Source organism: Salibaculum halophilum, assembly GCF_002094885.1.
In the GTDB taxonomy this organism is placed as follows: Bacteria; Pseudomonadota; Alphaproteobacteria; order Rhodobacterales; family Rhodobacteraceae; genus Salibaculum; species Salibaculum halophilum.
Window position 1 is genome coordinate 105811 of record NZ_MSIT01000002.1, and the last position, 23209, is coordinate 129019.

At 65.4% G+C, this 23209-nt stretch carries 21 protein-coding genes; 11 read left to right on the top strand and 10 right to left on the bottom strand.

From position 1 onward, the window contains the following. The first annotated feature begins 18 nt into the window (after positions 1-18). From secA to BU124_RS02005, 3 genes are all read left to right on the top strand, one after another. Entirely contained in the window at positions 19-2742 is a 2724-nt protein-coding gene (gene secA / locus BU124_RS01995; RefSeq protein ID WP_084860782.1) for a preprotein translocase subunit SecA, read from the top strand. Positions 2743-2860: 118 nt separating this feature from the next. After that, positions 2861-3919 carry a hypothetical protein gene (locus tag BU124_RS02000; RefSeq protein WP_084860783.1) on the top strand — a complete coding sequence of 353 codons (1059 nt, stop codon included), beginning with the start codon at positions 2861-2863 and terminating at the stop codon, positions 3917-3919. A gap of 167 nt (positions 3920-4086) precedes the next feature. Continuing rightward, a complete protein-coding gene (locus tag BU124_RS02005) occupies positions 4087-5412 on the top strand; it encodes an OmpA family protein (RefSeq protein ID WP_143529857.1) in 1326 nt (441 codons plus the stop codon). A gap of 3 nt (positions 5413-5415) precedes the next feature. Here the strand turns inward: BU124_RS02005 and radC are convergent, their stop codons facing one another. The 3 genes from radC to dnaK form a co-directional block, all read right to left on the bottom strand. Continuing rightward, entirely contained in the window at positions 5416-6207 is a 792-nt protein-coding gene (gene radC, locus BU124_RS02010; RefSeq protein WP_084860785.1) for a RadC family protein, read from the bottom strand. 46 nt (positions 6208-6253) lie between these two features. Beyond that, positions 6254-7405: a molecular chaperone DnaJ gene (gene dnaJ, locus BU124_RS02015; RefSeq protein WP_084860786.1), complete on the bottom strand. Its 1152-nt coding sequence runs from the start codon at positions 7403-7405 to the stop codon at positions 6254-6256. 74 nt (positions 7406-7479) lie between these two features. Then, positions 7480-9399 carry a molecular chaperone DnaK gene (gene dnaK / locus BU124_RS02020; protein ID WP_084860787.1) on the bottom strand — a complete coding sequence of 640 codons (1920 nt, stop codon included), beginning with the start codon at positions 9397-9399 and terminating at the stop codon, positions 7480-7482. Positions 9400-9554: 155 nt separating this feature from the next. On the opposite strand from dnaK, the gene BU124_RS02025 reads away from it, so the two are divergent. Continuing rightward, positions 9555-10190 carry an alpha-ketoglutarate-dependent dioxygenase AlkB family protein gene (locus tag BU124_RS02025; RefSeq protein WP_084860788.1) on the top strand — a complete coding sequence of 212 codons (636 nt, stop codon included), beginning with the start codon at positions 9555-9557 and terminating at the stop codon, positions 10188-10190. Positions 10191-10202: 12 nt separating this feature from the next. Here BU124_RS02025 and BU124_RS02030 read toward each other — a convergent pair whose 3' ends face one another. Continuing rightward, positions 10203-11024, bottom strand: coding sequence for an ABC transporter permease (locus tag BU124_RS02030; RefSeq protein WP_084860789.1), 822 nt, complete (start codon positions 11022-11024; stop codon positions 10203-10205). Positions 11025-11155: 131 nt separating this feature from the next. On the opposite strand from BU124_RS02030, the gene cysQ reads away from it, so the two are divergent. The 7 genes from cysQ (at position 11156) to BU124_RS02065 (ending at position 19071) form a co-directional block, all read left to right on the top strand. After that, the gene (cysQ, locus tag BU124_RS02035) at positions 11156-11953 is read left to right on the top strand and encodes a 3'(2'),5'-bisphosphate nucleotidase CysQ (RefSeq protein WP_084860790.1); all 798 of its coding nucleotides are present in this window, start codon (positions 11156-11158) and stop codon (positions 11951-11953) included. Further along, positions 11953-12753 (top strand): 3-deoxy-manno-octulosonate cytidylyltransferase, encoded by an 801-nt coding sequence (locus BU124_RS02040; RefSeq protein ID WP_084860791.1) that lies wholly within the window; start codon positions 11953-11955, stop codon positions 12751-12753. The genes cysQ and BU124_RS02040 overlap by 1 nt, the downstream gene beginning before the upstream one ends. Positions 12754-12866: 113 nt before the next feature. Further along, complete coding sequence (gene galU, locus BU124_RS02045; protein WP_084860936.1) at positions 12867-13760, top strand: UTP--glucose-1-phosphate uridylyltransferase GalU; 894 nt, start codon at positions 12867-12869, stop codon at positions 13758-13760. A gap of 6 nt (positions 13761-13766) precedes the next feature. Further along, entirely contained in the window at positions 13767-14810 is a 1044-nt protein-coding gene (locus BU124_RS02050) for a glycosyltransferase family 2 protein (protein ID WP_342743711.1), read from the top strand. A gap of 128 nt (positions 14811-14938) precedes the next feature. Further along, complete coding sequence (locus BU124_RS02055; RefSeq protein ID WP_084860792.1) at positions 14939-15949, top strand: glycosyltransferase family 2 protein; 1011 nt, start codon at positions 14939-14941, stop codon at positions 15947-15949. Then, complete coding sequence (locus BU124_RS02060) at positions 15946-17643, top strand: DUF5927 domain-containing protein (RefSeq protein WP_084860793.1); 1698 nt, start codon at positions 15946-15948, stop codon at positions 17641-17643. The genes BU124_RS02055 and BU124_RS02060 overlap by 4 nt, the downstream gene beginning before the upstream one ends. A 3-nt stretch (positions 17644-17646) precedes the next feature. Then, a complete protein-coding gene (locus BU124_RS02065) occupies positions 17647-19071 on the top strand; it encodes a nodulation protein NodH (protein ID WP_084860794.1) in 1425 nt (474 codons plus the stop codon). Here the strand turns inward: BU124_RS02065 and BU124_RS02070 are convergent. The 6 genes from BU124_RS02070 to BU124_RS02095 form a co-directional block, all read right to left on the bottom strand. Then, the gene (locus tag BU124_RS02070; protein ID WP_084860795.1) at positions 19059-19523 is read right to left on the bottom strand and encodes a PTS sugar transporter subunit IIA; all 465 of its coding nucleotides are present in this window, start codon (positions 19521-19523) and stop codon (positions 19059-19061) included. The two genes, BU124_RS02065 and BU124_RS02070, sit on opposite strands and share 13 nt — an antisense overlap. A 36-nt stretch (positions 19524-19559) precedes the next feature. Continuing rightward, entirely contained in the window at positions 19560-20135 is a 576-nt protein-coding gene (hpf, locus tag BU124_RS02075; protein WP_084860796.1) for a ribosome hibernation-promoting factor, HPF/YfiA family, read from the bottom strand. Positions 20136-20364: 229 nt separating this feature from the next. After that, positions 20365-21126 carry an LPS export ABC transporter ATP-binding protein gene (gene lptB, locus BU124_RS02080; RefSeq protein WP_084860797.1) on the bottom strand — a complete coding sequence of 254 codons (762 nt, stop codon included), beginning with the start codon at positions 21124-21126 and terminating at the stop codon, positions 20365-20367. 1 nt (position 21127) lies between these two features. After that, complete coding sequence (gene lptA, locus BU124_RS02085; protein WP_342743712.1) at positions 21128-21631, bottom strand: lipopolysaccharide transport periplasmic protein LptA; 504 nt, start codon at positions 21629-21631, stop codon at positions 21128-21130. A 4-nt stretch (positions 21632-21635) separates the two neighbouring features. Next, positions 21636-22232, bottom strand: a complete 597-nt coding sequence (locus BU124_RS02090) for an LPS export ABC transporter periplasmic protein LptC (RefSeq protein ID WP_084860799.1) — start codon at positions 22230-22232, stop codon at positions 21636-21638. 1 nt (position 22233) lies between these two features. Further along, the gene (locus BU124_RS02095) at positions 22234-23202 is read right to left on the bottom strand and encodes a KpsF/GutQ family sugar-phosphate isomerase (RefSeq protein ID WP_084860938.1); all 969 of its coding nucleotides are present in this window, start codon (positions 23200-23202) and stop codon (positions 22234-22236) included. Positions 23203-23209 lie beyond the last annotated feature (7 nt).

Below are 23209 nucleotides of genomic sequence, written 5' to 3' on the forward strand. Positions count from 1 at the left end.
TCTGGCCGCGGAGACAAAATGCTCGGTTTCGGAACACTCGCGAAGAAGGTCTTCGGCACCGCCAACGACCGCAAGATCAAGGCGACACGCCCGATCGTCGAAAAGATCAACGCGCTTGAACCCGAATTCGAAAAGCTCACCGATGACGATCTGAAGGCCCGCACCGAGGACCTTGCCAAACGCGCCAAGAACGGCGAGAGCCTGGATGACATCCTGCCCGAGGCCTTTGCCAATTGCCGCGAGGCGGGCAAACGTGCCCTGGGCCTGCGCGCCTTCGACGTGCAGCTGATGGGCGGGATATTCCTGCACCAGGGCAACATCTCGGAAATGAAAACTGGCGAGGGCAAGACGCTGGTGGCGACCTTCCCGGCCTATCTGAACGCCCTGACGGGCAAGGGCGTGCACATCGTCACCGTCAACGATTACCTGGCCCGGCGCGACTCCGAGTGGATGGGCAAGGTCTACGGTGCGTTGGGCCTGACCTGCGGGGTAGTCTACCCCCAGCAGGACGAGGACGAGAAGCAACAGGCCTACGCCTGCGACATCACCTATGCCACCAACAACGAGCTCGGCTTCGACTACCTGCGCGACAACATGAAGTCCGAGCTGTCGGACATGAAGCAGCGCGGGCACAACTTCGCCATCGTCGACGAGGTCGACAGCATCCTGATAGACGAAGCGCGCACCCCGCTCATCATCTCGGGTCCGGCGCAGGACCGGTCGGATCTTTACGTCGCCATCGACAAGGTCATCCCCGAGCTGACCGAGGACCACTACGAGCTTGACGAGAAGACCCGCGGCGTGACCTACACCGACGAGGGCAACGAGTTCCTCGAACAACGTCTGCTTGCCGCGGGGCTGCTGCCCGAGGGCCAGTCGCTTTACGATCCCGAAAGCACCACCGTGGTGCACCACGTCAACCAGGGCCTGCGGGCGCACAAGCTGTTCACGCGCGACAAGGACTATATTGTGCGCGATGGCCAGGTCGTGCTGATCGACGAATTCACCGGGCGCATGATGCACGGGCGCCGCCTGTCCGAGGGCCTGCACCAGGCCATCGAGGCCAAGGAGGGCTGCGAGATCCAGCCCGAGAACGTCACCATGGCGAGCGTGACGTTCCAGAACTATTTCCGGCTTTACGACAAGCTGTCGGGCATGACCGGCACGGCCCTGACCGAGGCCGACGAGTTCATGGAAATCTACGGCCTTGGCGTTGTCGAGGTGCCGACGAACAAGCCCATCGACCGGGCCGATGATGACGATGCGGTCTATCGCACGGCCAAGGAAAAGTTCGACGCCATCGTCGAGACCATCAAGGAGGCCAACGCCAAGGGCCAGCCGATCCTCGTGGGCACGACGTCGATCGAGAAATCCGAATATCTCAGCCAATTGCTGACCGAGGCGGGTGTGGCGCACAACGTCCTCAACGCCCGCCAGCACGAGCAGGAGGCCCAGATCATCGCCGATGCGGGCAAGCTGGGCGCCGTGACCATCGCCACGAACATGGCCGGCCGCGGCACCGACATCAAGCTGGGCGGCAACGTCGATTTCCAGATCATGCAGGCCATCGAGGCCGACCCGGAGGGTGACCCCGAGGCGATCCGCGAGCGGATCGAGGCCGAGCATCAGGCCGACGAAGAGGCGGTCAAGAAAGCGGGGGGCCTTTTCGTCCTGGCCACCGAACGCCACGAAAGCCGCCGCATCGACAACCAGCTGCGCGGCCGGTCGGGCCGCCAGGGCGACCCGGGCCGGTCGGCCTTCTTCCTGTCGCTCGAGGATGACCTGATGCGCATCTTCGGCTCGGACCGGTTGGACAAAATGCTCTCGGGGCTGGGCATGAAAGAGGGCGAGGCCATCGTCCACCCCTGGGTGAACAAGTCGCTTGAGCGGGCGCAGGCCAAGGTCGAAGGGCGCAACTTCGACATCCGCAAGCAACTGCTCAAGTTCGACGACGTGATGAATGACCAGCGCAAGGTGATCTTCGGCCAGCGCCGCGAGATCATGGAAGCGCAGGACCTGTCGGAGATCGTCCGCGACATGCGCGAACAGGTGATCGACGACATGGTCGACACGCACATGCCGCCCAAGACTTACGCCGACCAGTGGGATACGGAAGGCCTCTATGCCGATGTCATTGCCAAGCTGGGCATCGACGTGCCGGTCATGGAGTGGGCCGAGGAAGACGGCGCCGACAACGACGTGATCCGCGAGCGTCTGGAAGAGGCGGCCGCCAAGCACATGGCCGAGAAGGCCGAGGCCTTCGGCCACGATGCGATGCGCAACATCGAAAAGCAGATCCTGCTGCAGACCATCGACACCAAGTGGCGCGAACATCTTGTCACGCTGGAGCATCTGCGGTCCGTCGTCGGGTTTCGCGGCTATGCTCAGCGCGACCCGCTGAACGAATACAAGACCGAATCCTTCCAGCTGTTTGAGGGGCTTCTGGACGGGCTGCGCACCGATGTCACGCAGAAGCTGTCGCAAATCCGGCCCATGACCGAGGACGAGCAGAAGCAGATGATGGCGCAGCTGCAAGAGCAGCAAAAGCAGCTTCAGGCCGCGGCCTCGCGCGAGAACGCCGGCCCGGCCCGGGCCGGCGCGCCGGCCGCCGCGGCCGGGGCCGCTACGCGCGACGGTTTCGACGAGAGTGATCCCGCGACCTGGGGCAATCCCGGCCGCAATGAGCTCTGCCCCTGCGGATCGGGCAAGAAGTTCAAGCACTGCCACGGGCGCCTGGCCTGACAGCCCGGGCATAATACTGCCCCAATTCCGACGCCAAGACTCCGCGGTTGGGTCATTCTGAGGCCACCGCCGGGCGCCAGTTTCCTTTCAGACCACAGCGTCGGAAGGAGACCGAGGGATGATGTCCCGCGTCAAACAGATCGCCATGGCCGCCGGCACGTTCAGCGTCGCATTGGGTATCGGTTTCGTCATGCAAAACGGCGATGCCTTGGCCAATAGGTTCGGCCTGGAGGCGCCGGACGGGGCGCCGGTCGACAGGGCCGCCGGTATCGCGCAGGTCGCCGCGCAGGGTCCGTTGCCCGCTGAAGCGCACTCCGGCCCGTCGCTTGCGGCCTCGGCACCTACCGTGCCCGAGCTTGATGCGGCGCTGGCGCTTCCGAACACGACCCGCGCGCCCGAAACGGCGACTGCCCCGGTTCACCTGGCTGCACTCGAAACTGACACGGTCCCGCAAAAGCCCGGTGCCGCGACCACCGAGGCCCGCCCAAGTGGCGACGCCTGCAAGGTCAGTGTCGCGGGCACGCCCGAAAAGGCCGCGACCGTCGCTGTACAGGTCACCGCTCCCTGCCATGCCGAAACCCCCTTTGTCCTGCACCATCAGGGCCTTCAGGTCAGCGCCATAACCGATTCGCAGGGCAGGGCGGCGGTCGACATGCCCGCCTTGGCCCCGACGGCGGTCATCGTGGCCGCCTTTCCCGACGGTGCAGGCGGGGCCGGCACCGTTGCCGTGCCCGATTTCGATCGGTTCGACCGGGCGGTCCTGCAGTGGCGCGGGGCGCCCGACTTGATGCTGAGCGCTTATGAATTCGGCGCGGACTTCGGCGATGCGGGACACATCCATCGCCGGAACACTGGCAATGCAGAGCGGGCCCTGTCCGGCGAGGGCGGGTTCATGATGCGTTTGGGAAACCCCGAAGCGGGCGACGCCCCGCACATGGCCGAGGTCTATACCTTTCCCTCGGGCCAGCATGATCGGGGCGATATCGCGCTCGTCGCCGAGGTCCGGATCACCGACGCGAACTGTGATGCCTCGCTGGCAGCACAGAGCATCCAGGTGCGACCCGACGGGGCGACCGAAGCACTGGACCTGAGCCTGCAGATGCCCGACTGCGCGGCGGTGGGCGACTATCTCTACTTGCAAAACATGTTCGAGGACCTGAAACTCGCCGCGCGATGAGCAGGCGACGGCGGCAAACGGTTCAAGGGGGGTTGAAGAATGCGGCGGTTTACGCCGCATTTTTCAGTCTGGCGGCCAGTCCGGCCATCCCTGACCCGATCACCTTGCGCTCTCCCGACGGTGGTGTCGCGGTGACAGGTCAGCTTCTCTCGCATGACGGCGATGTGATGACTCTTCAGACGGACGCGGGCCGGGTCTCGCTCTGGCAGGAGGGGCTTCACTGCGACGGCGCCGACTGCCCCGGTGACTCCGACCGGCCCGTACTTCGCGTCGCGGTGCAGGGAAAGGCAGGGCACCTGCTTGTCCCGGCGCTGCTCGAGGCCTATCGCCGCGATACCGGCACGCGGCTGGACCTCGCTCTAAGAGATGCGACTGTGGATGATGTGCTCGACGATTTCCCGGCGCAGCCCTTTGACCTGTTCCTGTCCCCGCATCCCCTGTCGGCGCGTGACCGGGACCGGGCGCGCGCGGCAGGGCTGGGGGATCTGGCCAGCACCCGTCGGGGGCAGGTGCTGGCCATGGATGCGCTGGTCCCGGTGGTCGCTGCCGGCCAGCAGCGTGACAGTATCCCGATCGGGCGGCTGGTGCAGCGCCTGTCAGGGGCGCCCCTGGCCGGGGCCGAAAGCGGTGGGGCCATGAAACTGCACCTTCTGGAAACGATTGGCCCGGACGTGTCGTGGCTCTTGCCCGAAGCGGCGCGTTCTGACACCGATATCATCTGGCATCGGGACGACGAGGCGCTGGCAGCGGCCCTTTCGGCTGATCCCGATGCGGTGGGCCTGGTGCCCGCCGCGCGTCGTGGACCTTGGAAGCGGCTTGCCCTGTCGGGACCCTGCGGGCTGACGGCCCGGGCCACGCCCCGCACAATCCGGACCGAGGATTATCCACTCACCTATCCAGTTTATCTCTATCGTCCGCCGTGGCGCCCGCATCCGGCGATTGCCGGTTTTCTCGACTGGCTGCGCGGCGAGGCGGCACAGCTGGTCGTCCGCCGCGCCGGGCTGGTTGATCTGGCCGGTGTGCCCATCCGGCTGGAGGCGCAGGGCCGGCGCCTGGCCAACGCGATCCGCATGGCGGGCGACGAGGTGCCGCTGGACGAACTGCAGCGGCTAGCTGCCACGATGGATCGTCATGTCCGGATTTCCAACACCTTCCGTTTTGCCCCCGGGTCGACCCGGCTGAGCGCGCCGTCGCGGTCGCACATCATGCTTCTGGCCAAGGCAATCCGTGACGGACGTTACCACGGGCGTGACATCCTTCTGGTCGGCTTCAGCGACGGACGCGGCCCGGCCGATGCCAACAGGGACCTTGCGGCGGCCAGGGCCGAGGCGGTGAAGGAGGACCTGATGCAGGCGCTGGGCGGGGACCTGCCCTTCAACGTCGGACTGGCCACGGATGCCTTTGGAGAGGCCATGCCGCTGGCCTGTGACGACACGCCGATGGGGCAACGCGCCAACCGGCGCGTCGAGATGTGGGTGCGGCCGCGGCGCTGAGCCCTAAAGCAGGCCCTCGGCGCGAAAGCTCAATTCGCGCGACCGGCCGATCACCAGGTGATCGTGCAGGGCAATGCCGAGGGCGCTCGCGGCCTCGTGGATCTGGCGGGTCATGTCGATATCGGACTCCGAGGGGGTCGGGTCGCCCGAAGGGTGGTTGTGCACGAGGATGAGGGCCGAGGCGTTGAGTTCCAGCGCGCGCTTGACGACCTCGCGCGGGTAGACGGGCACGTGATCGACGGTGCCCTGGCCCTGCGCCTCGTCAGCAATGAGGATGTTCTTGCGGTCAAGGAAAAGGATGCGGAACTGCTCGGTATCGCGATGCGCCATGACCGTGTGGCAGTAGTCCAGCACAGCGTCCCAACTGCTGATGACATGCCGTTGCAGCACCTTTGCGCGGGCCATGCGGTGGGCCAGCGCCTCGACGATCTTCAACTCGGTCGCCACGGCGGGGCCGACTCCGGCGACGGCCTCGAGACGCGCGACAGGGGCCGAGAGCACACCGTTCACGTCGCCGAAAGTCTCGATCAGGCGCCGGGCGAGCGGCTTGACATCCTGTCGGGGGATGGCCCGAAAAAGGGCCAGTTCCAGCAACTCGTAATCCGGCATGGCCGACGCCCCACCGGAGCGGAACCGCTCACGCAGGCGCTTGCGGTGATCGGCCAAGTAGGAGGGCGGCCGCCTGCCCATACCGGGGGGCACGGGCGTGAGCGCCTGCACCTCGTCATTTCCGGGCAGAAGGTCCGGCTGCAGGCCGGGCAGGGGGGCTTCGGAAAAGGCGCGCTGGTCCGACATGACACCAGACTTGCGCCGATTCCCTTTCCGAAGTGTTAACGCCCGGTTACCCCTTCATGGCTTCCCAGAAATTCTTCACCGACTTGAAGAAGTTTGAGCTTTGCGGGTTGTTGTCCTCGGCCTGCTTCTCGAACTCGCGCAGCAGTTCCTTTTGCCGCGCGGTCAGATTGACCGGGGTCTCGACGGACAGTTCGATGAACATGTCGCCGGCACCGCCCCCGCGCAGGCTGGGCATGCCCTTGGATCGCAGGCGCATTTGCCGGCCCGACTGGCTGCCCGCCGGGATCTTCACGCGGCTGCGGCCGCCGTCGATCGTGGGCACCTCGATGTCGCCGCCAAGCGCGGCCGTGGTCATAGAGACGGGCACGCGGCAGAACAGGTGGTTGCCGTCGCGCTCGAACAGGTCGTGCTCGATCACGTCGATGAAGACATAAAGATCGCCCGCCGGCCCGCCACGCATCCCGGCCTCGCCCTCGCCGGCGTGCCGGATGCGGGTGCCGGTCTCGACACCGGGCGGCACGTTGACGTGGAGCTGTTTCTCCTTTTCCACGCGACCCGCGCCGTGGCACACCTTGCAAGGGTTCTTGATGGTCTGGCCCATGCCGTTGCAGGTGGGACAGGTCCGCTCGACGGTGAAAAAGCCCTGCTGCGCACGCACCTTGCCCATGCCCGAGCAGGTCGGGCAAGTCACAGGTTCGCTGCCACCCTCGGCACCCGAGCCGTCGCAGCTGTCGCATTGCACCGAGGTTGGCACGGTGATCGTGGTTTGCGTGCCGGTATAGGCGTCTTCCAGCGAGACGCGCATGTTGTAGCGTAGGTCGCTGCCGCGGGCCGCGCGCGAGCGTCCGCCGCCACCGCGGCCGCCCATGAAATCGCCGAAGAGATCGTCGAACACATCCGAGAAGGCGCTGGCGAAATCGCCTTGGCCTTGGAAGCCGCCGCCGGGGCGCCCGCCGCCACCGCCCATGCCGCCCTCGAAGGCGGCGTGGCCGAAGCGGTCGTAGGCGGCCTTCTTCTCGGCGTCCTTGAGGACCTCGTAGGCCTCGCCAGCTTCCTTGAACTGCTGCTCGGCATCCGGGTTGTCGGTGTTCCGGTCCGGGTGCAGTTCCTTGGCCTTCTTTCGGTAGGCCTTCTTGATGTCGTCGGCGCTGGCGCTCTTGGAGACCCCGAGAATCTCGTAATAGTCACGTTTGGACATTCGCGTTTCCCCCTATGGGTCGCAAAAGGCCGGCCCGCCACGATGTGCGGACCAGCCCCGGAGCGTGATTTCCCTCAGGCGCGCTTGTTGTCGTCGTCGAGGTCCTCGAAGTCGGCATCCACGATGTCCTCGTCGGCACCGCCCGTTCCCTCTTCGGGGGCCTCGGGGTCGGCGTCGCCGGCCTCCTCGGCTTGGGCCTTGTAGATCGCCTCACCCAGCTTCATGGCTGATTCGGTCACGTTCTGGATGCCCGAGCGGATCTTTTCGGGATCCTCGCCCTCGAGGTCCTCCTTGAGCGCGGAGATCGCCAGTTCGATCGCCTCGATCGTGGTCGGATCGACCTTGTCGCCGTGGTCCTCCATCGACTTTTCAGTCGAATGGATCAGGCTCTCCGCCTGGTTGCGGGCCTCGACCAGATCCTTGCGCTTCTTGTCGGCCTCGGCATTTTCCTCGGCGTCCTTGACCATCTGTTCGATGTCATCCTCGGACAGGCCGCCCGACGCCTGGATCGTGATCTTCTGATCCTTGCCGGTGCCCTTGTCCTTGGCCGAGACATTGACCACGCCGTTCGCGTCGATGTCGAAGGTCACCTCGATCTGCGGCATGCCGCGCGGGGCCGGCGGAATGTCCTCGAGGTTGAACTGACCCAGCAGCTTGTTGTCGGTCGCCATCTCGCGCTCGCCCTGGAACACTCGGATGGTCACTGCGTTCTGGTTGTCCTCGGCGGTCGAGAAGACCTGGCTCTTCTTGGTCGGGATCGTGGTGTTGCGGTCGATCAGGCGGGTGAAGACACCGCCCAGCGTCTCGATGCCCAGCGACAGCGGCGTGACGTCCAGAAGGACAACGTCCTTGACGTCGCCCTGCAGCACGCCGGCCTGGATGGCGGCGCCCATGGCCACGACCTCGTCGGGGTTGACGCCCTTGTGGGGTTCCTTGCCGAAGAACTTGGTCACCTCGTCGAAGACCTTGGGCATCCTGGTCTGGCCGCCGACCAGCACGACCTCGTCGATGTCGTCTGTGGACATGCCGGCGTCCTTGAGGGCGGCCTTGCACGGCTTGATCGAGGATGTGACCAGGTCGCTGACGAGGCTTTCCAGCTTGGCGCGGGTCAGTTTCATGACCATGTGCAGCGGCGAGCCGTCGGCCCCCATCGAGATGAACGGCTGGTTCACCTCGGTCTGCGAGGCGCTGGACAGCTCGATCTTGGCCTTTTCGGCGGCCTCCTTGAGGCGCTGAAGGGCCATCTTGTCCTTGGTCAGGTCGACGCCGTGCTCTTTCTTGAACTCGTCGGCCAGGTAATTGACGATCCGCATGTCGAAGTCTTCCCCGCCCAGGAAGGTGTCCCCGTTGGTGGACTTCACCTCGAACAGGCCGTCGTCGATCTCCAGGATGGTCACGTCGAAGGTGCCGCCGCCGAGGTCATAGACGGCGATGGTCTTGGTCTCTTTCTTGTCGAGGCCATAGGCCAGCGCGGCCGCGGTGGGCTCGTTGATGATGCGCAGCACTTCGAGGCCCGCGATCTTGCCGGCGTCCTTGGTGGCCTGACGCTGGGCGTCGTTGAAATAGGCGGGCACGGTGATGACGGCCTGGTCGACCTCTTCGCCGAGGTAGCTCTCGGCGGTTTCCTTCATCTTCTGCAGGATGAAGGCGGACACCTGGCTGGGGCTGTAGGTGTCGCCCTTGGCCTCGACCCAGGCGTCTCCGTTGCCGCCGTCGACAACCTTGAACGGCATGTTCTTGTTGTCCTTGGCCAGGTCGCTGTCGTCCAGGCGCCGGCCGATAAGGCGTTTGACGCCGAAGATGGTGTTCTCGGGGTTGGTGACGGCTTGGCGCTTGGCCGGCTGGCCGACAAGGCGCTCGTCGTCCGTGAAGGCAACGATCGAGGGCGTGGTGCGCGCCCCTTCCGCGTTCTCGACGACGCGGGCTTGGCTGCCATCCATGATGGCAACGCAGGAGTTGGTGGTCCCCAGGTCAATTCCGATGACTTTGGCCATTTTACAAATCCCTTCCTACAGGCGGTTTGAGCGGCCCGGGCCCGTTTTGGCACCCCGGCCTCATGGATTCTTTTGGATCGGGGTCATCCCCGGTCCGGATCACGGCGTATATAGGTAGGGGTGCCGGGGGCTGCAAGCCGGGGAAAGGCAATGGAATGAGCAAATTCGGGGAAACCGGTCCGGGTGTACCGCCGACGCTGTGCCTGCGCGGGGTGGAGCTTTGGCAATCCTGGCTGTCGCCCGCGGAACAGCAGGCCATGCTGGCCGAGATTCGCGCGGTGGCCGCGCGGGCGCCCCTGTTCGTGCCAGTCACGCCCTCGGGCAAGACCATGAGCGTTCGGATGACCGCGGCCGGCCGCTTCGGCTGGGTCACCGACAAGGCCGGCTACCGCTACGAGCCCCACCATCCCGACGGCATGGACTGGCCGCCGATTCCACCCTCGGTCCTGGCCGCCTGGGAGGCGCTGTCGGGCAGCGCCCGCGCGCCGGAATGCTGCCTGGTGAATTACTATCCGCCGGGCGCCCGTATGGGCATGCACCAGGACAGGGACGAGGCTGATTTCGGCGAGCCGGTGCTGTCGATCTCGCTGGGCGACGAGGCGCTGTTCCGGATCGGCAACGCCACCCGCGGCGGCAAAACCGAAAGCGTCTGGCTGCGCTCGGGCGACGTGCTGCGCATGGCGGGCGACGCGCGCCTGCTCTTCCACGGGATCGACCGGGTCAAGGACGGCAGTTCGGCCCTTCTCAGGGACGCGGGCCGGATCAACCTGACCCTGCGCGTGGTGACCTGAGCGTCACATGCGTCACCGTGCCGCATCGTGGCTGGCCGAGGCATTCCTTCGCGCGTAGAATTCCAGCATCAACCCGATCAGAACCAGGATCATGCTGATCATCAGCGGATAGGACACCGAAGTGAACAACGGGTTGTAGTTGATGAAGGTGAAGCCGCGGGCCTGATCGATGGCGTGAAACAACGGGTTCCAGTCGAACAGCGCCAGCACCGAACTGGGCAGCGTATTGGCCACGAACATCTTGCCGCTGGCGATCATGTTGGCCCTCGAGTAGATGGAGGAGGCGATGGTGACGAAACCGGGAAGCCAGGGTTTGAGCCCGAGAAAGACGATCCCGACCGCGCAGCCCGAGAACCATGCCAAGATCACCATACCCATGGCTCCGATCGGGTCGTAAATGGTGATCGGCGTCATGATCGCGTGGTAGAGATAAAGCACCACCGCCATGGACAGAACCTGAATGTAGAGTGCACTGAGCGCCGAGGCCGTGATCGTGACGATCGTGTTCATGGGCGCATGCTTCATCATGGCCGAGGTGGGCCCCTCGGACCGCAGCACCGCGCCCATGGATTTGATATGGGTCATGAACAGGAAGATCCCTGTCATGATGTAGAGCATGAAGTCACCGCGGATTGCCGTGCCCTTCAGGCCCAGCACGGAGAACATGAAATAAAAGGCCAGCGCAAAGACCATGGTCTGCATGATGTTCATCAGCAGCCCGACCACCGCGTGCCGGTGCTCCTTGCGGATGTCGCGGACGATGGAGTGATAGATCAGCTCCAGCATCTCCAGCGCGCCGCGAGAGCGTGACTGTGCCCTGTTTGTTTCGAACATCGTGACCTGCCTGCGTCGCCGTCGCGCCCGGATCGCGCGAAAATCTTGCCATTGTTTATGACGATAGCATAGGACCACGAGGAACAACGATCAACACGCGGCGCCTCGGCTGGTGAACAAGGAGCAGGCCCTTGGATTTCGAGACCCTAACAATTGTCATGCGCCGCCTTGCCCTCGAGGCGGGCGACCTCATCATGGAAATCTATGACGCCCCCGACGTCGAGGTGCGCAGCAAGGTCGACGACAGCCCCGTGACCGCCGCGGACGAGGCCGCCGATGCGCATATCGCCGCCGGGCTGCGCGCGGCCTTTCCCGATGTCGCCCTCGTCACCGAGGAACAAACGGCGTCGCACGATCTGTCGGCCGCGACCTTCCTGATCGTCGATCCCCTGGACGGGACCAAGGAATTCATTCACCGGCGCGGCGATTTCACAGTGAATATCGCCTATGTGCAGGAGGGCAACCCGGTGCGCGGGGTGGTCTATGCCCCAGCCAAGGGGCGGTTGTTCTACACCGAGCCCGACGGCCGGTCGGTCGAGGAGGCCGGCCCCTTCGACAAGGCCGCGCCCGGCGCGACCCGTCCGGTTCGGGTCGGCACGCCGGACAACGATGCGCTCATGGTCGTCGCCTCAAAGTCGCATCGCGACCAGGCGACCGAGGACTACATCTCCCGATACGCCATCAAGGACAGCACGAGCGCGGGGTCGTCGCTCAAGTTCTGCCTTGTCGCCACCGGCGAGGCCGATCTCTACCCGCGCGTTGGCCGCACCATGGAATGGGACACCGCGGCCGGTCACGCGGTCCTGATCGGGGCGGGCGGGGCTGTCGTGCGTTTCGACGATCACCAGCCGCTGCGCTATGGCAAGTCGGGCTTTGCCAACCCCTTCTTCATTGCCCATGCCCCGGGGGTCGGGCTGAAACCGGCCTGATGTCCGTTCTGGTGGTCATCCCGGCACGCTACGCCTCAACCCGCTATCCGGGCAAGCCGCTGGTGGCGCTGACCGGCGCGACCGGCGATGCCAAGACCCTGATCCGGCGCTCGTGGGAGGCCGCGGCCGATGTATCGGGCGTCGACCGCGTGGTCGTCGCCACGGATGACACGCGTATTCGCGATGCAGCGCAGGCGTTCGGCGCCGAGGTGGTCATGACCCCGGAGACCTGCCGCAACGGCACCGAACGTTGCGCCGCAGCCCTGGATGCGCTGGGTGGCGGCCACGACATCGTCGTCAACCTTCAGGGCGATGCGCCGCTTACCCCGGCCTGGTTCATCGAGGACCTCGTCGCCGCGCTGGCCGATCACCCGTCGGCCGAGGTCGCCACCCCGGTGCTGCGCTGCGATGGCCGGGCGCTCAATGCCCTTCTCGATGACCGCCGCGCCGGGCGCGTGGGCGGCACCACGGCAGTATTCGGGGCCAGTCAACGGGCGCTATATTTCTCGAAGGAGGTGATCCCTTTTGCCCAGGGCCGCTGTGCCGAGGACGCAGAAACGCCCGTCTTTCATCATGTCGGTGTCTACGCCTACAGGCCCTCGGCCTTGCTTGCTTATGCCCAATGGCCCGTGGGTGTTCTGGAACACCTCGAGGGCCTTGAGCAATTGAGATTCCTCGAACGCGACGTGCCGATGCTTTGCGTCGAAGTCGCATCGCAGGGGCGTCTTTTCTGGGAGTTGAACAATCCCGAGGACCTGCCCAAGATGGAGGCAATGCTGAGAGAAATGAACCATCCCTGAGCGCATGCCAGAGGTTTTTCCTTGAGACAGCAAAGGGTGACGCTTTTAAACCGATATTCGAGAAGGGCGCGCGGTGGCATTGGCCCAGCGCCGAAATTCAGAGGTAACGAATGATGAAAAAGCGAGTGACAAAAGCCATTTTTCCCGTTGCGGGCAAGGGGACCCGGTTTCTGCCCGCGACCAAGTCGGTTCCAAAAGAAATTATGACGCTGGTTGATCGTCCGCTGATCCAGTACGCCATCGACGAGGCAAGGGCGGCAGGGATCAAGGAGTTCATTTTCGTCACGTCGCGCGGCAAGTCGGCGCTCGAGGACTACTTCGACCATTCGCCGGATCTGGAAAACACCCTGCGCAAGGCCGGGAAGGACGACCTTCTCGAGACCCTCAAGAGCACCAACATGGACAGCGGGGCGATCGCCTATATCCGACAGCACAAGGCGCTGGGCCTGGGCCATGCCGTCTGGTGCGCGCGACGGCTGATCGGGAACGAGCCCTTCGCGGTCATTCTGCCTGACGACGTCATCGCAGGTCAGACGCCTTGCCTGCAACAGATGGTCGAGGCGCATGCCGAGACCGGCGGTTGCATGGTCGCCGCGATGGAGGTGCAGCGCGACAAGACCTCTTCTTATGGCGTTCTGGACGGACATGGTGAAATGGGGTCATCCTTTCCAGTAAGTGGAATGGTCGAGAAACCCAATCCGCAGGATGCCCCGTCGAACCTGGCAGTGATCGGTCGCTACATCCTGACGCCGGATATCATGCGCAATCTCAGCCGGATCAAGACCGGTTCGGGCGGAGAGATCCAGTTGACCGACGCCATCGCCGCCGAGATCGACGAAGAGCGCGAGGTCTTCGGCTACCAGTTCCGCGGCGAGCGTTTCGATTGCGGCTCCAAGGCCGGGTTCCTGCAGGCGACAGTCGCTTTCGGCCTCGCTCGCGAGGACCTGGGCGCCGAATTCAGTAACTACCTGCACGACCTGATGTCGACGCGCCGGGCGGCGCAGTAGCCCGTCGTGTCCATCTTCGCGGAGATGGACGCGGCGGCGCCGCGCGTAGCGCCTAGATCCCCGGTCTACGCCTACCGGATGCGCTGGAAGCGACGGCGCCTCCTGCTGCGGGCGCTGCGCCGCCGGCACGAGTTGGCGCGGTGTCGGGTCCACCCCGAGCGCATCAAGGCCGCGCCGACTCTGGCCTTTGCGACGCTGCGCAATGAACGGGCGCGCCTGCCGCAGTTCCTCGACCACCACCGCGCACTGGGAGTGGATCACTTCCTGATCGTCGACAACGACAGTGAAGATGGCACGGCGGATTTTCTGCGCGGGCAGCCCGACGTCTCATTCTGGCATGCGGCGGGCAGTTACAAGCAAGCCCGCTTCGGTGTCGATTGGCTCACCTGCCTGCAGTTTCGTTTCGGCCATGGCAAGTGGTGCCTGACGCTGGATGCCGACGAGCTACTGGTCTTGCCGGGGGGGCGTGACCTCGGGCAGCTGACCGCCCATCTCGACGCGACCGGGCGGGTGGCCTTCGGTGCGCTGATGCTCGACCTTTTCCCGAAAGGTCCTGTGAATGTCGGGCATTTCGCCGCCGGCGATGATCCGCGCGACCATCTGCCCTGGTTCGACGCGGACGGCTATCGTGCGCGGCGCCATCCGGTCTTCGACAACCTGTGGATACAGGGCGGCCCGCGCGACAGGGTCTTTTTCGCAGACCAGCCCGACCGCGCCCCGACCCTGAACAAGACCCCGCTGGTCAAGTGGCGGCGCGGCTATGCCTATGTCACCTCGACCCACCAGGCGCTTCCGCTGCGGCTCAACCGCGTGTTCGAACCCGGGCGGCCTACTGGCGTGCTGATCCACAGCAAGTTCCTGCCGGACGTCGCGGCGCGGTCGGCCGAAGAGCTGCACCGCCGCCAGCACTTCGAGAACGCGGCGCTCTACACCCGCTACCACGAGAGCCTGATCGCGGGCGTCGATTTCTGGCATCCCGATGCAACCCGCTACGACGGCCCGGAACAGCTTGAATCCCTTGGGTTGATGAGTTGTGGTGACTGGCGGTGAGCTTGCCTAAACCGTGCAATTGTTTAATGAATGGAAACGATTTATGCGATTATCTGTGCCATGGCGCGCAGGTAACGCAGGGCGGGACCGGCCGGCGCCGGACCCCGGGGCGGGCAGAAAGGTGATATTTGGGCGTCTGGCAGTCATATCGGCTTCGTCTGCAGCGCAAGCGCTGGCACCTGCGCGCGCGCCGCAAGTCGCGGCAACTGCGCGTCGTGCGCGACCGGACCGATCGCATCGGGCCGGCGGATATCATCGTCTTTTCGACCCTCAGGAACGAGGACATCCGGCTCCCCTACTTCCTGAACTACTATCGCGACCTCGGCGTCGACCACTTCATCATCGTGGACAACGACAGTGACGACGGCGGCCGGGATTACCTGGCCGGGCAGCCCGATGTCTCGCTCTGGACCACGAGAGGAAGCTATCGCCGGGCCCGTTTTGGGGTGGACTGGCTCAACTACCTGCAGCGCAAGTATGGCCATGGTCACTGGACCCTTGTTGTGGACCCGGACGAGTTCCTTGTCTTCCCCTTCAGCGATACCCGTCCCATCCGCGCTCTGACCGACTGGCTGGAGGCGTCGGAAATCCGCTCGTTCTCGGCGATGCTGCTGGACATGTATCCCAAGGGCCGGATCGACGCGATTCCGTATCAGCGCGGGCAGAACCCGTTGGAGATCGCATCGTGGTTCGATGCGGGCAACTACACGCTGTCCAAGAATCACCTCTACTACAATCTCTGGATCCAGGGCGGCCCGCGCGCGCGGATGTTCTTCACCGAGGAACCCTGGCGCGCGCCCGCGCTGAACAAGACGCCGCTGGTCAAGTGGGACAGGCGCTATGCCTATGTCAGCTCGACCCACATGCTGCTGCCCCGGGGATTGAACCTGGTTTACGACGAATGGGGCGGGGAAAAGGCCTCGGGCGTCCTGTTGCACGCCAAGTTCCTCGATACCTTTACCGAAAAGGCCCGCGAGGAGCTCGAGCGCGGCCAGCACTACGCCAACAGTCAGGAATACAAGGCCTATGCCGAGGGGCTGGCCGAACATCCCGACCTCTGGTGCAAGTGGTCCGAGCGATACATCAACTGGCGGCAACTTGAAATCCTGGGCCTGATGTCCAAGGGAAACTGGGCATGAGCCTCGGGATCGTGATGCTGGTCCATACGGCGCTGCATCGCGCCGAACAGGTGATCCGCCACTGGTCTGCGGCGGGCTGTCCGGTGGTGATCCACGTGGATCGCAATCTCGATAGGGCCACGCATGACAGGTTCGTCGAGTCGCTCGCCGACCTGCCGGACGTGGAATTCAGCAAGCGCTACCGCTGCGAATGGGGCACCTGGGGGCTGGTGGCGGCCTCGCAGGCGGCCTCCGAGCAGTTGCTGCGCAACTTCCCGCGGGTGCGCCATGCCTACCTGGCCTCTGGGGCCTGCCTGCCGTTGCGCCCGGTGGCGGACCTGCAGGACTACCTCGCCGCGCGGCCGCGCACCGATTTCATCGAGAGCGCGACCACCGCGGATGTGCCCTGGACGATCGGCGGGTTGGACGAAGAGCGTTTCACGCTGCGCTTTCCCTTCTCGTTCCGCCGGCAGCGGTTCCTGTTCGACCGCTATGTCGAGTTCCAGCGCCGGTTCAAGCTGCATCGCAAACTGCCCGAGGGGATCGTCCCGCACATGGGCTCGCAGTGGTGGTGCCTGACGCGCCAGACCCTGTCAGCCATCCTCGAGGACCCGGACAGGCCGACGTACGACCGGTATTTCCGCCGGGTCTGGATCCCCGACGAGAGCTATTTCCAGACCCTCGTTCGGCTCTATTCGCAGAACGTCGAAAGCCGGTCGCTGACGCTGTCGAAATTCGACTACCAGGGCAAGCCGCACATCTTCTACGACGACCATCTTCAACTGCTGCGCCGGTCGGACTGTTTCGTCGCGCGCAAGATCTGGCCGCAGGCCGATCTGCTTTACGACACCTTCCTGAAATCGGCCAACCCCATGAAGGGCAGCGAGCCGAACCCCGGCAAGATCGACCGTATCTTCGCCAAGGCGGTTGAGCGGCGCACGCGCGGCCGGGCCGGGCTGTTCATGCAATCCCGCCTTCCGCGCGAGGGGCACGAAAACGGCTTTACCTCGGCGTCCTATTCGGTCTTCGAGGGGTTCACCGAACTCTTCGAGGATTTCGAGCCCTGGCTGGCCAGGGTCACCGGGGCGCGCGTGCACGGGCATCTTTTTGCCGCGGATGGTGTGGAATTTGCGGAGCGGCAGAAAACCTTCGCCGGCGCCCTGTGCGACAATCCCCGCTTGCGCGATCACAATGCGCGGATGTTCCTTACGAACCTGATCTGGAACACCAGGGGCGAGCGGCAGTGCTTTCAGTTCGGCCCGCGCGACAGCCAGCTGATCACCTGGGACCTGGCCAAGGATCCGAACGCCCGGATCAGCGTGATCACCGGCGCCTGGTCGATCCCGCTGTTCCTGTCGAACCGGAACTTCTCCGAGATCCGGGCCGAGGCGGCCGAGCTTCAGCGCGTCGAGTCCGAGCACCTGGCGGCCCTGCGGTCCTACTGGGCGAAGGCGCCGGTCCGCATCTGGAGCCTGGCCGAGTTCGTCGAAAGCCCGATGGAGGCCCTGCAGACGGTGCTCGACGAGATGGGCACGGAGGCCCGGCGCAGCAGCGTGACAGAAGCGCCGCGGATGGTGGACCTGACCGGTTTCGCGCAGTTCCTCCAGAACCTGAAGAACCAGGGCATGCACCCCTACCTGATGGGGGATTTCCCCACCGACCCGGCCCCGCAGCAGCCGCGCCGGCAGCAACGCAAACCCTATCTCGTCAGGTAACAGATGGCCGAATTCGACTATTTCGTTGTCTTCGCCGAGATGCGCACCGGCTCGAACTTCCTCGAGGCGAACATCAACGCGCTGGAGGGGCTGACCTGCCACGGCGAGGCCTTCAACCCCGCTTTCATCAGCTACCCCAACCGTGAAGAGACGCTTGGCGTGACCCGGGCCGAACGCGACGCCGACCCACATCGGCTTCTCGGCCGGATCAAGGCGGCAGACGGGCTCAACGGGTTCCGTTTCTTCAACGATCACGATCCGCGCGTGCTCGATGATGTCCTGGCCGATCCGCGCTGTGCCAAGATCGTGCTTACTCGCAATCCCGCCGAAAGCTATGTCAGCCGCAAGATCGCCGAGTCGACCGGCCAGTGGAAGCTGACCAACGTCAAACACGCCCGCGCCAGCGACGTGACCTTCGATGCCGCCGAGTTCGAGGCCCATGTCGAGGCCCTGCAGGCCTTCCAGGTGCGGCTGCTGGGCGGTCTGCAGAAGACCGGGCAAACCGCCTTCTACTTGGCCTACGAGGATTTGCAGGACGTCGAGGTCATGAACGGGCTGGCGCGGTTCCTTGGAAGTCCGGCGCGGCTGGAGTCGCTGGACCGGAGCCTCAAGAAGCAGAACCCGGCGCCCATGGCCGACAAGGTGCGCAACTTCGACCGGATGGAGACGGCGCTGGCGCGGCTGGATCGTTTCAATCTCAACCGCACGCCGAATTTCGAACCCCGCCGCGGCCCGGTCGTGCCCGGCCATGTGGCCGCGGCGGACTCGCCGTTGGTGTTCATGCCAGTCCGGGGCGGCCCGACGGAGGCGGTGCTCGACTGGCTGGCCGGGCTGGACGACGCTGGGCGCGAGGCCCTTCAGCATGACTTCACCCAAAAGACTCTGCGCCAATGGAAACGCGCGCGGCCAGGCCATCGCGGTTTCACCGTGGTGCGCCACCCCGTGGCCCGGGCGCATGCCGCCTTCTGCGACAAGATCCTGTCAACCGCGCCCGGCAGCTATATCGAGATTCGCAAGATCCTGTGCCAGCAGTTCAAACTGGACCTGCCCAAGGGCGACCCGGATGGCGGTTATACCCCTCAGCACCACCGCGCGGCCTTTCTGGGATTTTTGGGCTTTCTCAAGGCGAATCTGGCCGGCCAGACCGCCATCCGGGTCGATCCCTACTGGGCCAGCCAGACGGCAGTGCTGCAGGGGGTCGCCGGGTTCACACTGCCCGACATGATCCTGCGCGAGGACCGGCTGGAGGACGACCTTGCCGTGCTCGCCGCGCAGGTCGGCAAATCGACGATGCCCACGGTTGTTCAGCCCACCGACCCGCATGCCGCCGTGCTGTCCGAAATCTACGGCCGCGATATCGAGGTGGCCGCGCGCGAGGTTTACGCGCGCGACTACACGGGGTTCGGGTTCGACGATTACGCCGCCTGAGACGTCGCGTGCTCGGTCAGGATGGTGAAGAGCGTCGCCGGGTCCTCGTTCGACCGCAGTTTCGAGCAGACCGACTCGTCGCGTAACGTCCGCGACACCAGCGCCAGCGCCTTGAGATGCTCGACACTTGCCGATTCCGGCGCGAAGAGCGCAAAGACAAGGTCCACCGGCTGCCGGTCCACCGCATTGAAATCCAGCGGCTTTTTCAGTCGCAGGAACAGCCCGCAGACGCGGTCCAGGCCGGGCATCCGTGCATGCGGCAGGGCGACGCCATGGCCCACGCCGGTGGGGCCAAGGCTCTCGCGGTCCAGCAGGGCATCGACGACCGAGGCGGTGTCGACCTCGAAACAGCCTCCGGCCATCTCGGCGAGAGAGCGGAACAGTTGCTTCTTGCTGCTGGCAGAAGAAATAACCTTCGTGCCCTCGGCGGGCAGGATTTCCGAGATTTGCATCTGTCGCTCGCTTTCCGTCTTCGACCGGCGGACGGGTCAGCCCGAATTGCGCGGGTCGATCCAGCCTATGTTGCCATCGTCGCGGCGGTAGACGACGTTGACCCCGCCATGTCCTTCGTTGCGGAACACCTGAAGCGGGGCGTCCGCCAGTTCCATCTGCATGACCGCCTCGCCGACAGAGAGGGACGGCACCCGTGTCTCCATCTCGGCCACGATCATCGAACTGACGTTGTCCGGGCCGGCATCCTCCGAGTCGCTGTTTGAGGCGAGGATATACGCACCGGCCTGCGAGACTTCAACCGGCTTGGCGCGCTCCTTGTGGTGGTCCTTGAGGCGCCGCTTGTATCGCCTGAGTTGTTTGTCCATCTTGTCGCGCGCCGCGTCGAAGGCGCCGTAGATCTCGTGGGACTGCCCCTTGGCCTGGGTCGTCAGGCCGGTGGAAAGATGCACGACGGCCTCGCAGTTAAAGGCGCTGCCACTCTTGGAGAAGATCACGTTGGCGTCGGTGGGGCGGCCCGCATACTTCTCGAACACCTCGCCCAGTTCCGACTGAACATGGGTTTGCAGGGCCTCGCCGATATCAATCTGTTTGCCAGTGATCTGATAGCGCATGTCTTCTCCTTCCAGGTTGCGACAGTCGAGAAGGGGCTGGGCCTTGGCGCCCGCTGCCCGGTCATGCTGTCGTGGGGGACGACAGGGGGTGCTTCAGCTTGCGCGAACCCGTCGCCAGAAAGGCGACACCAGAAAAGCCCGAGAGTACCAACCGTGTCATCACCATCAGTTGGCGACAGGTCGGGCGGGCTTGTCAATGGCCGAGCACGGCCCGCGCGGCCGGCTGCCGTCAAAGCACGCGGAAGCTGTCGCCGAGGTAGACCCGGCGCACGTTCTCGTTCTCGATGACCTCGTCGGCGGTGCCGCTCATCAATACCTTGCCATCGTGCAGGATATAGGCCCGGTCGACGATCTGCAGGGTCTCGCGCACGTTGTGATCGGTTATCAGCACGCCGATGCCGCGGTTGCGCAGGTCGGCCACAAGGTGCCGGATATCGCCCACGGCGATGGGGTCCACCCCGGCAAAGGGCTCGTCCAGCAGCACGTACTTGGGTCCGGCGGCCAGGCAGCGGGCGATCTCGGCCCGGCGCCGTTCGCCGCCCGACAGGGCCATCGCGGGGGCCCGGCGCAGATGCCCGATCGAGAATTCGCTGAGCAGTTCCTCGAGCCGCTCGCGCCGGCGGCGCCGGTCCTTCACCGCGATTTCGAGGATGGCCATAATGTTGTCCTCGACCGACAGTCCGCGGAAGATCGACATCTCCTGCGGCAGGTAGCCGATCCCGAGCTTGGCCCGGCGATACATCGGCAGGGTCGTCACGTCGCGCCCGTCGATCACGACCTGTCCGCCCTCGGGCGTGATCAGCCCGGCAATGGCGTAAAAGCAGGTCGTCTTGCCCGATCCGTTAGGCCCTAGCAGCGCCACGACCTCGCCCCGGCCCAGCTCCATGCTGACATCCCGGATGACAAGGCGTTTGCGGTAGGCCTTGCGCAGATGGTGGATATGCAGCCCCGCGCTGCCCTCGGTAACGCTCAATCCCGCTGTATCGGCCATGCTAGCCGTCTTCCGGGGTCAGGATCGTGCGCACCCGGCCTTCCATGCGGGCGCTGCCGGTGGCCAGGTCGATGCGCATCCGCTCCGCGGACAGCGCGCTGTCGCCCTGGGTGACCAGCACCTCACCCTGCAACAGCAGCGTCCCGGCGGCAATGTCGTAATCGGCGCGCTGCGCCTCGGCGGCCTCGGTCGGGGTGACGAAGGTGACACCGCCCGAGGCGGCAAGGCTGTCGATCTCGCCGCTCTGGTCGTTGTAATTCACGCGGACCTGCGCCGCGGACAGGCGCAGCTCGCCTTGGCCGATCTCGACATTGCCCGAAAAGGTGGCGATGCCGGTGTCCTGGTCCACCTGCAGGCTGTCGGCCGTGATTTCTACCGGGGCGGTCGGGTCGGCGTTGACCGCGCCCAGCGTAAGGTCGGTCTGCGCCACGGCCCCCGTTCCGGCCGAGGCCGCCGCGGCCAGTATGACGAACAGGGCCGCGGCCCGGGTCTTGAAAGAATGCACGTCGCTAATCCCCTTGCTGGGGGCGGTATACCAGCCGAACGCCGTCCTGGAAAAGCATCCTTTGCCCGGTGCCCGCATCGGGCGTGTCGATCAGCAGCTTTCCGGCGGTCAGGTCGCCGAAGGGCGCGCGGACCTCCAGCGGCCCCTCGGATTCGATCCGGCCCACGGCGATGTCGGCCGTGAGGCCCGATGTCTCCATCTCGTAGCCGTTCGAGGTGGTGATCCGCGTCAGCCCGAAAAGCCGCGCGCGCTGGTCCGCGTTGTTCACCTCGCCACGGCCGGCGCGGATCGCGATCTCGACTCCGCCGGCCGACGTGATGTCGGCCCGCAGGTCCTCGATCCGGATGAGCGGGCCCTCGGGTCGGGCCTGCCCGGCGGTGACCTCGACGACGGACCCGTCCTCGGCGATACCGGTGATCTGCGCGCCGGAAACGCGGGGGTCGCGGGCGATCTCCTCGATTTCGGCGTAGGGGATGTCACCGTCCGGCATCGGCGCACGGGCCAGCAGGAAAATGGTCGACATCAGCCCCAGCGCCGCCAGCGGCAGGCCCACCTTCAGGATGGCGACCCAGCGCGAGCGAAGCCGGTCGGCGCCTGCCATGTCAGACCACGCCCGCCCTCAGGCAGTCGTGGATGTGCAGGATGCCAACCACGCGGCGCGAGCCTTCGGGATCGACGACGAACAGGCAGGTGATCTGGTTGTCCTCCATCGCCGCCACGGCCTCTTCGGCCAGCGAGTCGGGGCCGATGGTCCGCGGGTCGCGAGTCATGACCTCGCCCGCGGTGCGCTCCAGCAAGCCGGCCATGTTGCGCCGCAGGTCGCCATCGGTCACGACACCCGCCAGGCCGCCCTCGGCATCGAGCACGCCGACCACGCCGAACCCCTTCTGGCTGATCGTCAGCAGGCCGTCGCTCATGGGGGTGTCCGCGCCCGCCAGTGGCATCCGGTCGGCCCCGTGCATCAGGTCGCGCACACGCGTCAGCCGCGTGCCAAGCTTACCGCCCGGGTGATAGGCGCGGAAGTCCTCTGCGGTGAAGGCGCGGTGATCCATCAGCGACACCGCCAGCGCGTCGCCGAGGGCCAGCGTCATGGTGGTCGAGTTGGTCGGCACGACGCCGGTGGTGCAGGCCTCGCCGGTCCGGGGTATCGCGATCAGGACGTCCGATTCGCGGCCCAGAGTGCTGTCGGCGCGGCTGGTCATCCCGATCAACGGAATGCCGAAGCGGCGGGTATAGGACAGCAGGTTGGCTAGTTCCGGCGCCTCGCCCGAGTTCGAAATTGCAAGCACCACGTCCGAACGCGTGATCATGCCCAGGTCGCCGTGGCTGGCTTCGGCGGGGTGAACGAACTGCGCGGGCGTGCCGGTGCTGGCGAAGGTCGCGGCGATCTTGCGTGCGATGTGGCCCGACTTGCCGATCCCCGAGACGATCACGCGCCCCGAGGTGTCGAGGATCTTTTCGATTGCCGCGGCAAAGCCGCCGTCGAGGGTTTCGGCCAGGGTTTCCAGCGCGGCGGCCTCGGCTCGGATCACGCCGCGGGCCGTGTCGAGGAACCTGGTCGCGCGGTTCATGTCCGGG